The 13,135-nt window shown below is 71.5% G+C and carries 13 protein-coding genes and 1 tRNA gene; 6 read left to right on the forward strand and 8 right to left on the reverse strand.

Annotated elements, in window-relative coordinates; all coding sequences use genetic code 11:
- Window positions 1-105: 105 nt before the first annotated feature.
- On the reverse strand, window positions 106-357 hold the full coding sequence (locus HNR02_RS17055; protein WP_179774142.1) for a hypothetical protein: 252 nt from the start codon (window positions 355-357) through the stop codon (window positions 106-108).
- Between the two features lie 135 nt (window positions 358-492).
- Between HNR02_RS17055 and HNR02_RS17060 the strand changes: the two genes are divergently transcribed.
- The 3 genes from HNR02_RS17060 (at window position 493) to HNR02_RS17070 (ending at window position 2,358) form a co-directional block, all read left to right on the forward strand.
- Complete coding sequence (locus tag HNR02_RS17060) at window positions 493-1,401, forward strand: NADP-dependent oxidoreductase (RefSeq protein WP_179774143.1); 909 nt, start codon at window positions 493-495, stop codon at window positions 1,399-1,401.
- Window positions 1,402-1,463: 62 nt separating this feature from the next.
- On the forward strand, window positions 1,464-2,201 hold the full coding sequence (locus HNR02_RS17065; RefSeq protein WP_179774144.1) for an SDR family oxidoreductase: 738 nt from the start codon (window positions 1,464-1,466) through the stop codon (window positions 2,199-2,201).
- Between the two features lie 83 nt (window positions 2,202-2,284).
- Window positions 2,285-2,358, forward strand: a tRNA-Arg gene (locus HNR02_RS17070).
- Between the two features lie 128 nt (window positions 2,359-2,486).
- On the opposite strand, the gene HNR02_RS17075 is transcribed toward HNR02_RS17070, so the two are convergent.
- The 7 genes from HNR02_RS17075 to HNR02_RS17105 all read right to left on the reverse strand — a co-directional run bounded on the left by HNR02_RS17075 (window position 2,487) and on the right by HNR02_RS17105 (window position 9,295).
- Window positions 2,487-3,215 carry an MIP/aquaporin family protein gene (locus HNR02_RS17075; protein ID WP_179774145.1) on the reverse strand — a complete coding sequence of 243 codons (729 nt, stop codon included), beginning with the start codon at window positions 3,213-3,215 and terminating at the stop codon, window positions 2,487-2,489.
- Between the two features lie 101 nt (window positions 3,216-3,316).
- A complete protein-coding gene (locus HNR02_RS17080) occupies window positions 3,317-4,084 on the reverse strand; it encodes an SDR family NAD(P)-dependent oxidoreductase (RefSeq protein ID WP_179774146.1) in 768 nt (255 codons plus the stop codon).
- A complete protein-coding gene (rpiA, locus tag HNR02_RS17085) occupies window positions 4,081-4,842 on the reverse strand; it encodes a ribose-5-phosphate isomerase RpiA (protein WP_179774147.1) in 762 nt (253 codons plus the stop codon). Before rpiA ends, HNR02_RS17080 begins: the two co-directional genes overlap by 4 nt.
- Complete coding sequence (locus HNR02_RS17090) at window positions 4,826-5,482, reverse strand: HAD family hydrolase (protein WP_179774148.1); 657 nt, start codon at window positions 5,480-5,482, stop codon at window positions 4,826-4,828. The genes rpiA and HNR02_RS17090 overlap by 17 nt, the downstream gene beginning before the upstream one ends.
- Entirely contained in the window at window positions 5,479-6,984 is a 1,506-nt protein-coding gene (xylB, locus tag HNR02_RS17095) for a xylulokinase (RefSeq protein ID WP_179774149.1), read from the reverse strand. Before xylB ends, HNR02_RS17090 begins: the two co-directional genes overlap by 4 nt.
- A gap of 27 nt (window positions 6,985-7,011) precedes the next feature.
- A complete protein-coding gene (locus HNR02_RS17100; protein WP_179774150.1) occupies window positions 7,012-8,463 on the reverse strand; it encodes an aldehyde dehydrogenase family protein in 1,452 nt (483 codons plus the stop codon).
- A gap of 112 nt (window positions 8,464-8,575) precedes the next feature.
- The gene (locus tag HNR02_RS17105) at window positions 8,576-9,295 is read right to left on the reverse strand and encodes a FadR/GntR family transcriptional regulator (RefSeq protein WP_179774151.1); all 720 of its coding nucleotides are present in this window, start codon (window positions 9,293-9,295) and stop codon (window positions 8,576-8,578) included.
- A gap of 142 nt (window positions 9,296-9,437) precedes the next feature.
- Here HNR02_RS17105 and HNR02_RS17110 point away from each other — a divergent pair, with 142 nt between their 5' ends.
- Genes HNR02_RS17110 through HNR02_RS17120 form a run of 3 tightly spaced genes read left to right on the forward strand, consistent with a single transcriptional unit; the run spans window position 9,438 to window position 13,116 of the window.
- Window positions 9,438-10,631, forward strand: coding sequence for a fumarylacetoacetate hydrolase family protein (locus HNR02_RS17110; RefSeq protein ID WP_179774152.1), 1,194 nt, complete (start codon window positions 9,438-9,440; stop codon window positions 10,629-10,631).
- Window positions 10,628-11,584, forward strand: a complete 957-nt coding sequence (locus HNR02_RS17115; RefSeq protein ID WP_179774153.1) for a C-terminal binding protein — start codon at window positions 10,628-10,630, stop codon at window positions 11,582-11,584. Before HNR02_RS17110 ends, HNR02_RS17115 begins: the two co-directional genes overlap by 4 nt.
- Window positions 11,581-13,116 carry an aldehyde dehydrogenase (NADP(+)) gene (locus tag HNR02_RS17120; protein WP_179774154.1) on the forward strand — a complete coding sequence of 512 codons (1,536 nt, stop codon included), beginning with the start codon at window positions 11,581-11,583 and terminating at the stop codon, window positions 13,114-13,116. The genes HNR02_RS17115 and HNR02_RS17120 overlap by 4 nt, the downstream gene beginning before the upstream one ends.
- Window positions 13,117-13,135 lie beyond the last annotated feature (19 nt).

The raw sequence follows: 13,135 nt of genomic DNA on the forward strand, positions 1-13,135 counted from the left end.
TCCGAGTCCTGCGTGCCGGGACCGTCTCTGGGTTGCCTCGGTGAGCAGCAGGCTCTTGGCCCTTCTGTCGCTCGACGCCGTCCCGGGCGCGGCAACGCAAGTCGCTCACTCCGCCCGGCCGGGTCTTCGAGCGGTGGAGCCGGGCGCCAGCCGGTCACCGAGTGACGCCCCGGCGCGTGCAGGGCGGGCGAACTCGACGTGGTCGAGGGTATCGCCCATCCACAGCGCCGCGGCCGACCCCGGGTCGTGGAGCGGGTTGCGGGGTTGCGCGTACTCGGGGGCGCGCACCACGACGAACGTGTCGCCTTCGGAGCGGTGCGGGATGTCGCCGGGCTTGGACCTGTAGATAGTGGGCATGCGGCTACCCTAACATTCCCTCATCGATTGTCGGTAGAGTAATTTAGGGTACTCCGAGGAGCAGATCGAGTGTTGACCTCCATCAAGGTGGAGGTGCCACCGTGGGGAGCGCGAATGAGATCGAGGAGGCATTCCATGAGGGCAGCAGCGTTCACCACGCCGGGTGGGCCCGAAGTGCTCGGAACCACGGACATCCCGGATCCGCGGCCGGGTCCGGGGCAGGTCCGGGTGCGTGTGCGAGCGGCGGGGGTCCAGCCGTTCGACGCGGCGGTGCAGGCGGGCTGGGAACCGCCGTACGCGAAGGGGCTCGGCTGGCCGCGGATCCCCGGGAACGAGTTCGCCGGAGTGGTGGACCAGGTCGGCGATGGCGCCGGGTGGGCGGTGGGTGCCGAGGTGCTCGGCTACAACGTCCTGGGGTGCTACGCCGAGTACGTGGTGGTCGGGGCGGACCAGGTCACCGCGAAGCCGGCGGGCATGCCGTGGACCGTCGCGGGCGGGTTCACCGCGGGGACGCAGACGGCGTACCTCGCGTTGCGGCAGCTGGGAGTTTCACCCGGCGACACGGTGCTCATCCACGCGGCAGCCGGTTCGGTGGGTACGGCGGCGGTCCAGCTCGCGCGGCGCTGGGGAGCGACGGTGATCGGCACCGCGAGCGAGGCGAACCAGTCGTACGTGCGCTCGCTCGGTGCGACGCCGGTCGTGTACGGGGAGGGGCTGGCGGAGCGGGTGCGAACGCTTTCGCCCGGTGGTGTGCACGCGGCCCTGGACGGGGCGGGCGGCGCGGCTCTGGACGTTTCACTCGCCCTGGTGAAGGAGCCAGGGCGAGTGCTCACCCTGGCGGACCACGACCGGGCCGAGTCGCTGGGGGTCCAGCTGGTGCGCGGTCAACGGTCGGCCGACCGGCTGGCGGAGCTGGCCGGGATGTACGACCGCGGCGAACTGACCTTCCTGGTCCGGCGGACGTACCCCCTGGACCAGGCGGCCGAGGCGCACCGGGAAATCGAGACCGGGCACGGGCGTGGGAAGGTCGTGTTGACGGTGTAGGTGCATCCGGGAGCAAGAGCCTTCTACTCTCTTGGTAGCAGGTCGGCACGAGAGAGGTGGACATGGGTGGGGTCGCCGTGGTGACGGGCGCGGGCTCGGGCATCGGGCGTCACGTGGCTCAGGCGCTGCTGGGAGCCGGTTACCGGGTGGCGTTGACCGGGCGCAGGGCCGACGCGCTGCGCGAGACCGCCGCCGGTGCTGCCGACGCGCTCGTGCACCCGGCCGACATCGCTGATCCCGCCCAGGTCACTGCGCTGTTCGACGCGGTGTCGTCCCGTTGGGGACGGGTGGACGTGTTGTTCAACAACGCCGGCACGTTCGGCCCGGCGGGCGACCCGGACGACATTCCGGTCGAGGCGTGGCAGCAGACCGTCGCCGTGAACCTGACCGGCGCCTTCCTGTGCGCGCGTGAGGCGTTCCGGCTGATGAAGCACCAGGACCCGCGCGGTGGCCGCATCATCAACAACGGATCGATCTCGGCGTACGCCCCGCGCCCCGGAAGCGTGGCGTACACGGCGACGAAGCACGCCATCACGGGCCTGACGAAGTCCCTGTCACTCGACGGACGCCCCCACGACATCGCGTGTGGCCAAATCGACATCGGCAACGCGGCCACGGAGATGACCGCGGGCATCGCGAGAGGCGCCCGTCAGGCCGACGGCCGTGAGCTGCCCGAACCCACCTTCGAGGCCAGACACGTGGCGGAGGCCGTGCTGTACATGGCCGGCCTCCCGCTGGCCGCGAACGTGCAGTTCATGACGGTCACGGCCACGAAAATGCCGTTCATCGGCAGAGGTTGAAACGTTCCCCGGTCGTCTGGCGATAGGGGAAGTGACGTTGACTAAACTGCAGGTCAGGATGGCCTGCAGGGTCGTCGCGCCAGGCCCTCGTAGCTCAGCCGGATAGAGCAAGAGCCTTCTAATCTCTAGGTCGCAGGTTCGAGTCCTGCCGGGGGCACGCCAAGAATGGGAACGGGAGTAGTGCCCGGCCAGGACACCCTCCTTGTTGTCGTTGTCCTGTCTGCGCTGGCTGAGCCGCTGCTCTCGGTGCCCGCCGTCCGTGCCCGCCACGTCGGCGGCCGGGAGTCACAGTGGCATCGGACTGATGTGGTAGAGCAAACCGGCGACGAGGCCGCCCAGGAACGGTCCGATCACCGGGATCCACGCGTAGGCCCAGTCGGACCCGCCCTTGCGGCCGAGCCGGAGCGCGGCGTGGATGATGCGCGGACCGAGGTCGCGCGCGGGGTTGAGGGCGTAGCCGGTCGGGCCGCCGAGCGAGGCGCCGATGCCGACGACGAGCAGTGCGACGGCGAGCGGACCGAGGCCGGACGGCGTGCCACCCAGGACCAGCACCACGTAGACCAGGACGAAGGTGGCGACGGCTTCCGTCAGGACGTTCCACGCGGGCGTGCGGATCGCCGGGCCGGTGGCGAACACGCCCAGCACCGCCCCGGGGTCGGTTTCGGCGTCGAAGTGCTTCTTGTAGGCCAGGAACACGAGGATGGCGCCGGCCATCGCCCCGGTCAGCTGACCACCGGCGTAGACGGCGGCGTGCGCGAAACCGGGGGAGACCCCGGGGGCGAAGTCCTGTCCGGCGATCCAGAGCCCGAGCGTGACGGCGGGGTTGAGGTGGGCGCCGGAGCGGGCGGCGGTGTAGACCCCGGCGAACACCGCGAGACCCCAGCCGAAGTTGACCAGCAGCCAGCCTCCGCCGTGTCCCTTCGACCCGGTCAGGGCCACGTTGGCGACGACCCCGCAGCCGAGCAGCACGAGCAGCGCCGTGCCGATCAGCTCCGAGACGAAGATGCTCCCCATCGAGTTCTCCTGAACTGGTTCGGGCCCGTTCCCGGGCAGGGGTGTCCACCCGCCCGGCGGGCCTGCCGCCGGGCGGAGGGAGAAGTGGGATCAGATCCGGATCACCAGACGGTGTAGCCGCCGTCGACCACGAGATCGGTGCCGGTGCAGAAGCTGGCCGCGTCGGAGGCCAGGAAGACCACCGCGGGCGCGATCTCGGACGGCGTGGCGACCCGGTTCATCGGGGTGCCCGCGAGCCACGCGCGGCGCCACTCCGCGTTGTCCATCCCGCGCTGGGTCAGTTCGGTGCCCACGTAGCCGGGGGAGACGGAGTTGACCCGGACACCGCGGCCCGCCCATTCCCCTGCCAGCGACTTCGTCAAGTGGATGACACCCGCCTTGGCCGCGTTGTAGGCGGACTGGGCCTGCGGGAAGTTGCTGATGTGCCCGCTCATGCTGCCGGTGTTGACGATGGCCCCGGCGCCCTGGGCGAGCATCCGGGACCCCGCCGCGCGGCAGCAGTAGAAGACGCCGTCCAGGTTCACCGCGAGCACCTTGCGCCAGTCGTCGTCGGCGAGCGATTCGCTGGGGTGGTTGTGGACGATGCCGGCGTTGTTGACGGCGATGTCGATCCGTCCGGCAGTGCTGACGACGTGGTCGAACGCGGCCTCGACGGCGTCGGAGTCGGTCACGTCCGCGGCCACGAAGTCGACGCCGAGCCGCTGGGCAGTGGCCTCGCCGACCTCGGGGTTGATGTCGGCGATGAACACGCGGGCACCGGAGTCGCGCAACCCGGTGACGATGGCTTCGCCGATGCCCTGGGCACCGCCGGTGACGACGGCCGTACGGCCGGAGAGGGAGAAGGCGGACAGGGTGGGGGTGGTGCTCATCGGTCACCTCGCGGGGTCGTGGACGGGCGCGCGGTGGGCGCGCTGCTGCAGTCTCGGACGTCGTAGGTGCCGTCGGCGCGGCCGACGACCATCTCGTCCGCTATTCCGGTGAACAGGCCGTTTTCGACCACACCGGGGATCCAGTTCAGCTGGGCATCGAGGGCAAGCGGGTCGGCGATCTTCGTCAACGCGGCGTCGATCAGGTAGTTCCCGCTGTCGGTGACCACGGGCGCGGCGTCGCGGGTCCGCAGCACCAGCTCGGCGGCGGGCTGGCCGAGTCGGTCGAGCAGCCGGGCGATCGAGCGCCGGGTGGACTCCCACTCGTAGGGGATGACCTCGATCGGCAGCGGGAACGCGCCGAGTGCGGGCACGACCTTGCCGTCGTCCACGACCGCGACCATCCGGTCGGAGGCGTCGGCCACGATGCGCTCCCACAGCAGGCAGGCGCCGCCGCCCTTGATCATGGCGCCATCGTGGTCGATCTCGTCGGCACCGTCGATGGTGAGGTCCAGTCGCACCGCGTCGGCGAGCGTGGTCAGCGGTACTCCGACCTCGATCGCGAGATCGCGTGTCGCGGTGGAGGTCGGCACCCCGACGACGTCGAGGCCCTTCGCCACCGCCTCACCGAGCGCCCGGACGAACCAGTGGGAGGTCGTTCCCGAGCCAAGGCCCAGTTTCATGCCGTCGTGGACGTAGGTCTCGATCGCGCCGATACCGGCGGCCCATTTGGCGCGGTCCTGGTCACTGCTGGGATGCATGGAACTCCTTGTCCGCTGGGCCTTCGACCAGAGCGCCGAAGGTGTCGATGGTGATGACGCCGGGGACCCGGTGGCCCCAGGACACGTGGCGGTAGGCCACCCCGGCGCGCTGCGCGGTGAGCGCGTCGATCCCGGTGTCACCGACGTACACCGCGTCGGCGGGGGAGACCTCCAATGCGGTCAGCACGGCCGTGAGGTGCCCGGGATCGGGCTTGCCCGCCGCGACCGCGTCGATGCCGACGACGACGTCGACCAGCTCGGCGAGCCCGGTCCCGGCCAGGACGTCGTGGGAGAGACCGGTGCGCTTGTTGGTGCAGATCCCGATGCGGATTCCCTGATACCGCAAGGCTTGGAGCGCTTCGCGGGCGTCGGCGTGCACGGTGGTCGCCGCGGCCGGTTGGGCGCGGTAGGCGCGGGAATAGGTCTCCAGCACCACATCGGTGAGTGCGGGATCACCGCCGACGGCGCCGAGCGCCCCGCGCACGAGCTCCGCGGCGCCGCCACCGAGGAGACCCCGGACCCGGTCGGGAGCGATCCCGGGCAGATCGTGAGCGGCCAGTGCCGTGCTGAGCGCACGGGCGATGTCGGGGGCACTGTCGACCAAGGTTCCGTCCAGGTCGAGCACCACCGCCCGGGTCACGCGGGCACCGGGTCCGGGAACAGGGGGCGCAGGCCCTCGTACAGACGCCGGTGGCGGCCGAAGATCTCGTCGTAGGTCGTGACGGCGGCCGGGTCGGGAGTGAACGTCTGGTCCACGGCCAGGAGCCCGACGGCCTCGGCGAGATCGGCCCACCACCCGACGCCGACTCCGGCGGCCAGTGCGGCACCGTAGGCGCCGCCCTCGGCGACTCCGGTGACGGTGACGGTCTCCCTGTCCAGGACGTCGGCGAGGATCTGCAGCCACAGCGACTCCTTGGTGGCGCCGCCCGAGGCCACCACCCGGTCGCAGGGGAGCCCGGCCTGCAGACAGACCTCGAGGATCTCGCGCATGTTCAGCACGACCCCTTCCATCACGCTGCGCGCGAGGTGACCGAGGTGGTGCATCGGGGTGAGACCGACCCAGCTCGCCGAGGCCGCCGGGGCCACGTGCGGGGAACGTTCGCCGAGCAGGTAGGGCAGGAACAACAGGCCCTCCGAGCCCGGGCCGATGTCGCGGGCCAGCTTCGACAGCCGCTCCAGCGTGACCGGGTCGGCGGCGGTGGCCGGGGCCAGCGCGTCCCGCAACCACTGGAACGCCCCGCCGGCACTGAGCGAAACGCCCATGACGTGCCAGCGCCCCGGCTCGTTGCCGCAGGAGATCTGCACCCGCCCGCCGGGGTTGCCGGGGCACTGCGACGCACCGCCGGCGACGATCCCGGCGGTGCCGATCGTGAACCCGACCGGCCCGGCATCGAGCAAACCCATCGCCGTGGTCTGGATGACCGCGTCGCCGCCACCTCCGAACACCGGGGTGTTCGCGGGGATGTGCCACCGGGCGGCGAGCTCCGGCAGCACGGTGCCGGTCGCCTCGACGGACTCGACGACATCGGGCAGCAGCGCCCGGTCGATGTCCAGCAGCCCCAGCAGTTCGTCGGACCAGCGGCGGTGGGCGACGTCGAACAGGCCGGTTCCCGACGCGTCGGAGACATCGGTCGCGTAGTCGCCGGTGAGCCTGAACCGCAGGTAGTCCTTGGGGTTGAGGATCCGGCGGGTGCGGGCGAAGTTCTCCGGCTCGTGCTCGCGGAACCACACGATCTTGCCACCCGTGAAACCCGGCAGCATCCGGTTGCGCGTCATGCGCAGCAGCTCGTCGAGCCCGCCGGCGCGTTCGGTGATCCACTCGCACTGGGGCGCGGCCCGCTGGTCGTTCCACAGGATGGCCCGGCGCAACGGAACGCCCGCGGCGTCGAGCGCGGTCAGCCCGTGCATCTGCCCGCACAGGCCGATTCCCGCGACCTCCCGGCCACCCTCGGGCAGCTCCGCGGTGACCGCGGCCAGTGCCTGGTCCGCGGCCGTCCACCAGTCGGCGGGGTCCTGCTCCGCCCAGCCGGGTCTGGTGGTGTGCACCGGGTAGTCGCGCAGTGCCTTGGCGACCACTTCACCCGTCGCCGACACCGCGATGACCTTGCACGCCGAGGTGCCCAGGTCGATACCGATCAGCATGGTGTTGCCGTCCTTTCACGCGCTTCATTACGCGCCGTGGCGAAGCCTCACGTGCTTGAGCTGGAGGTAGGACTCGAGGCCCTCGGGGCCGTGCTCGGATCCGAACCCGCTTTCCCGGCGGCCGCCGTAGGGCGCGTTGATGATCCCGGCGTCGACGTTGTTGATGGCGACGTTGCCGAAGTCCAGTTCGCCCGCGAGTGCGAAGGTTTCGCGGGTGTCGTTGGTGTAGGCGTAGGCGGCGAGACCGCCGGGCACGCGGTTGGCCCGGTCGATCGCGTCGGTGAGTTCGGTGAAGCGGGCGACGCCGACGGCGGGGCCGAACGTTTCCTCGGTCATGACGAGCGCGTCGTCGGGCGCATCGGCGATCACGGTGGGGCGCAGGAACAGGCCGGGCCCCTCCAGCGGCCCGCCGCCCGCCACGATCCGCGCGCCGCGCTTGTCCGCGTCGGCGATGTGGTCGAGCGTGCGCCGGTAGGTCTCGTCCATCGTCAGCGAGCCGACATCGGCGGCGGGGTTCGCGAGCCCGTCGGCGACGGTGAGCGCGTCCGCGGCGGTGGCGAGGCCCTCGACGAAGGCGTCGTACACCGAATCGTGCACGTAGATCCGGTTGATCGCGATGCAGATCTGGCCGGCGTTGCGGAACGCGCGGCGGGTCGCGCCCTGCACCGCGCCCGCCACGTCGGCCGATCCGGTGACGATCATCGGGCAGCTGCCGCCGAGTTCGAGGGACAGCCCGGTGACGCCGGTGACCGCGCGGTAGAGGGCCTGGCCCGTGGCGAGCGAGCCGGTGAACCCCACCTTCGCGACGTGCGGATGCGCCACCAGCGCCTGCCCGGTCGACCCGTCGCCGAAGACGATGTTGGCGACACCCGGGGGCAGTGTCCGTGCGAGGCACTCCGAGAGCACCTGGGCGCAGCCCGGGGTGTACTCGGACGGCTTGATCACGATCGTGCACCCGGCGGCGACGGCGCCGGCCAGCTTCCAGCCGACGAGCTCGATCGGGTAGTTCCACGGCACGATCCCGGCCACGACGCCGAGGGGTTCCTTTTCCACGATGCTGGTGAAACCCGGTGTGTCGTTGGGGATCGTGCGGCCGTAGACGCGGGTGGCTTCTTCGGCGTAGTAGTGCAGCGCGGCGATGAACTTGCGGACCTCGCCCCGCGCCTCGTCCAGGGGCTTGCCCTGCTCGCGGGTGATCGCGGTGGCGAGGTCGTCGACCCGGCCCGCGCACGCCTCGCCGAGGCGGTGCAGGTGCGCGGCCCGCTCGGCCGGCACCGTGCGGCGCCAGGTGCGAAAGGCGTCCCCCGCGGCCCGCACGGCGGCGTCGACCTCGGATGCCGTGGCGCGCGGCGCTACCGCGACGACCTTTCCGGTGGCGGGATTGGTGCGCTCGATCCCCGGTCCCGCGCTGTCCTGCCAGGTCCCCGCGACGAAGTTCCGGCAGGTGAGCACGGAGCCGTCGGAGTCATCGGCCTGCATGGTGTCAACTCCCCTGAGGCACGCGGACGGACCGCGGCGATCCGATCTTTGTATGATAATCGGACCTTAGAACGGGAAGTGCGAACAGCGCAAGAGGCGGCGGATACCGGTGTCAGGGGTGGACGGTGGTCGTCCGGTTCTCCGCCACCAGCCGGTCGCGGTGGCGCATCACCCGGCGGAGGTGGTTCTCGGTGGCGAAGCGGGCCCGCGACGGATCGCCCGCCGCGATCGCCTCGGCGATCTGCAGGTGCTCCTGCAGCGTGTTGGCCGACTCCGAGGGGTATCCGGGCCCGGTGCGGTAGGTGTCGCGCAGGAAGCCGTTGAGCGGGTGGATCACCAGTGAGAAGAACGGGTTGCCGCTCGCCGTCGCGACGATCTCGTGAAAGCGCAGGTCGGCGTCGAGGAATTCGTCGCGAGCGTCGGTCTGTTCGAGTGCGGCGGCCAACCGCCGGTTGGCTTCCTCGATCTCGGCGAGGTGCTGCTCGGTCCGCCGGGCCGCGGCCAGTTGCGCCATCTCGACCTCCAGCACCAGGCGCAGTTCGAGGAGCTGGGCGAAGGAGCCCTCGCTGCGGCGCATCAGCAGGCCGTACTGCTCGGCGATCAGCCGTCCGTCGAGTTCCGCGACCGTCATCCCGCGTCCGGGCTTGACGGTGACCAGTCCACGCTGGATGAGCAGCCGGGCCGTCTCCCGCACCACCGTGCGCGAGACGTCGAAGCGGCGGGCGAGTTCGGCTTCCGTCGGAAGGCGGTCGCCGGGTGCCAGCCGCACGATCTCGTCCTGCAGTGTGTCCGCGAGGGTTTCCGACAGGCGCTGGTGGAGTGCTTCGGCCATGCGCAGATCGTACGACGAACCCCGCGGCCCTCCCCGTTGTACGCTGGACCTGCCCGTCCAGCGGGCCCGTTGACGGCAACTTTGTACGATGATAGGACATTGTTGGCGTCCGTCGGGCGCGTGACGAGGAGGGCTGTCATCCATGAATCTGCACGCCTACGCCGGGTCCGTGCTCCCCGGCGACGCGGAGCGAGCCACCCTGGTGGCTCGCGTGTTCGATCCGGCGGCCGGCGGGCCGTGCGTCGCCGCGATCCGCGGAGACCGCGTCGTCGACCTGACCCCTGTCGTCCCGACCGTCTCCGAACTGCTGGACCGGCCCGACGCCGTTGCCCTCGTCCGCACGCACGAGGGGAGCCGCGACTGGGACCTGGCCGCCCTGCTGGCGGCCACCCTCCGACGTGACCGGACCGCTGCCCACCTGCTCGCCCCGGTGGACCTGCAGGTCCTCAAGGCGGCGGGCGTGACCTTCGTCCGCAGCATGCTCGAGCGCGTCATCGAGGAGCGCGCGAAGGGGGACCCGGGCCGGGCCGAGGACATCAGGGCCCGGATCGGTGAGGTCGTCCGCGGCCGGATCGCGCAGCTGCGACCGGGGTCGCCGGAGGCCGCCCGGGTCAAGGAGGTGCTGGTCGAGGAGGGCTTGTGGTCCCAGTACCTCGAAGTCGGCATCGGGCCGGATCCGGAGATCTTCACCAAGGCCCCTGTCCTGTCCGCCGTCGGCACGGGCGCCGAGATCGGGGTGCTGGCCCGCTCGACCTGGAACAACCCGGAACCCGAACTCGTGCTCGCGGTCAGTTCCGCCGGCGTGCCGGTCGCCGCGGCACTGGGCAACGATGTGAACCTCCGCGACTTCGAGGGACGCAGCGCCCTGTTGCTCACCGAAGCGAAGGACAACAACGCCTCCTGTGCGATCGGGCCGTTCCTGCGGCTGTTCGACGACACCTTCACCCTGGACGACGCACGAGGCACCGAGGTCGCGCTGGACATCACCGGTCCGGACGGGTTCACGCTGCACGGTGTGAACCCGGTGAGCGAGATCAGCCGCGATCTGGTGGACCTGGTCCGGCACGCGCACGGCACCCACCACAGCTACCCGGACGGGTTCGTCCTGTTCACCGGCACGATGTTCGCCCCGACCGAGGATCGCGGAGAAGCGGGGCAGGGCTTCACCCACCGGCAGGGCGACGTCGTCGCGATCAGCTCGCCCGCCCTGGGAACCCTGGTCAACGTCGTCACCACCGCGGAGGCGGCCGAGGACTGGACGTTCGGCATCCGGGCGCTGATGGCCAACCTCGCCGCGCGGGGCCTGTTGGGCGCGACGGTGGAGGTGGCCTCGTGACCAGGGTGGTCGTCACCGATCACGCCTTCGGCGGCGTGGCGGACGAAGCCGCCGTCGCCGCACGGTTCGACGCGGAATTCTCGGTGCACGCCTGCCGCACCGAGGACGAGACGATCCAGGCCGTGGCCGGTGCCGACGTGGCGTTCGTGAACTTCGCCCCGGTGACCGATGCGGTGCTCGCCGCGCTGGCGCCCGGCGCGACGGTGATCCGCTACGGCATCGGTTACGACAACGTCGACGTCGCCGCCGCGCAGGCGCGGGGAATCGCGGTCGCCAACGTGCCGGACTACGGCAGCGACACGGTCGCCGATCACACCGTCGCGCTGCTGTTGACGCTGCTGCGCAAGATCCCGGCCTACGACCGCCGCGTCCGCGCGACGGGCTGGTGCGTCCCGCGTGATCTCGGGTCGCTTCCCGGGTTCGCCGACACCACGGTCGGACTGGTCGGGCTCGGCCGGATCGGGCTCGCCGTGCACCGCAGGCTCGCCCCGTTCGGTTTCCGGGTGGTGGCCCACGACCCGTACGCCGAGCCGTCGGACGGTCTCACGCTCACCGACCTGGAGACGCTGCTGCGCGAGTCGCACGCGGTGTCACTGCACGCTCCACTGACGGAGGAGACGCGGCACCTGCTCGGCACCGCGGCGTTCGACCGGATGCGCGAGGGGGCGGTTGTGGTCAACACCTCGCGCGGCGGGCTGATCGACCACGACGCACTCGCCGGTGCGGTCCGGTCGGGCCGGGTGGCCGCGGCGGCGCTCGACGTGTTCGACACCGAGCCGCTCGCCACGGATTCACCCCTGCGCGATCTACCGGAAGTCCTGTTGACCCCGCACACGGCCTTCTACTCCGACAGTTCACTCGCCGCGCTGCAACGGCTGGCCGCCGAGGAGGCCGAGCGGGCGCTCGCGGGGAAACCGCTGCGCTGTCCCGTCACCGGAGGAGGTGCCCGATGACCCGCGGGATCGATCCCCGCACCGGGGCCACGGTGGGCCCGGAAATCCCCGACACCACACCGGCGCAGGTGCGCGCGGCCTGCTCGCGGGCGGCGCAAGCCGCCCCGTGGCTGGCCGGGCTGCCCTTCGCCGAGCGCGCCGAACTGCTTGCCGCGCTCGGCCGGGCGCTGCGTGAACACCAGGATGAACTCTGCGCGCTCGCCGATGCCGAAACCGCGCTCGGGTCGCCACGTCTCACCGGCGAACTCGCCCGCACCGCCGCACAACTCGACCTGTTCGCGGAAGTGCTCCGTGACGGTGCGTTCTGCGAGGCGACACTGGACAGTCCCGACCCGGATGCCGTACCGCCGCACACCGACCTGCGTCGCATGCTCGTCCCGCTCGGGCCGGTCGCGGTCTTCGCGGCGTCCAACTTCCCGTTCGCCTTCTCGGTGGCTGGCGGCGACACCGCGAGCGCTCTCGCCGCCGGATGCCCGGTCGTGGTCAAGGCCCACCCCGGGCACCCGGGCCTGTCCGTGCGCACCGCCGAGATCCTGACCGAAGCCCTTGCCGCCGCCGGTGCTCCCGACGGTGTCCTGACCCTGGTGCACGGGGAGCAGGCGGGGCGGGCGCTGGTGGCGGACCCGGCGGTGACCGCGGTCGGATTCACCGGCTCGCCCGGCGGCGGCCGCGCTCTGTTCGACGTCGCGATGTCCCGGCCCGATCCGATTCCCTTCTACGGTGAGCTGGGCAGCATCAACCCGGTCGTCGTCACCGCCGCCGCGGCCGCCGCCCGATCCGGGGAGATCGCGGAGGGCCTGGCGGGCAGCGCGATGCTCGGCAGCGGCCAGTTCTGCACCAAACCGGGTCTGGTGTTCGTGCCCTCGGCGGCCGGCCTGCCGCAGCGTGTCGCGGACAAGGTGGCCGAGGCGACGGTGACGCCGCTGCTCACCGCCCGGATCGCCACCGGTTACCGGGAGGGGCTGGACCGAATGCTGGAGGTGCCCGGAGTTCGCGCACTGCTCGACGGCCAGGCGTCCGCGGCCGACGGTCACCAGGTGGCCGCGCAGGTGGTGACCGTCGACGCCCAGGCGTTCATGGCGAACGCCGCGGTCCTGACCGAGGAGTGCTTCGGCCCGGTGACCGTCGTGGTGAGCTACTCGGCCCCGGACGAGCTCGCGGCCGCACTGGCCCTCGTCCCCGGGGCGCTGACCGGCACCCTGCACGCCGAGCCGGAGGACCCCGATGCCGCGCCCGCCGCGACGGCGCTGGCCGCCAGGGTCGGCCGTCTGATCCACAATGGATGGCCCACCGGTGTGGCGGTGACCTGGTCACAGCACCACGGCGGCCCGTCGCCCGCGACCACGGCGGTCCTGCACACGTCGGTGGGCGCCACGGCGATCCGGCGGTTCCTGCGTCCCCTCACCTACCAGGACGTGCCGGGGCACCTGCTGCCCGCCGCGCTGCGCGACGGCAATCCACTGGGCATTCCGCGCCGCGTCGACGGGAAGCTCACGCTGGGCGGCGTCGCGGGTCGCGGAGGAACTCCTTGATGAGGTCGCGCACGAGGAC

Origin of the sequence: Amycolatopsis endophytica (genome assembly GCF_013410405.1) — a bacterium.
Classification (GTDB): domain Bacteria; phylum Actinomycetota; class Actinomycetes; order Mycobacteriales; family Pseudonocardiaceae; genus Amycolatopsis_E; species Amycolatopsis_E endophytica.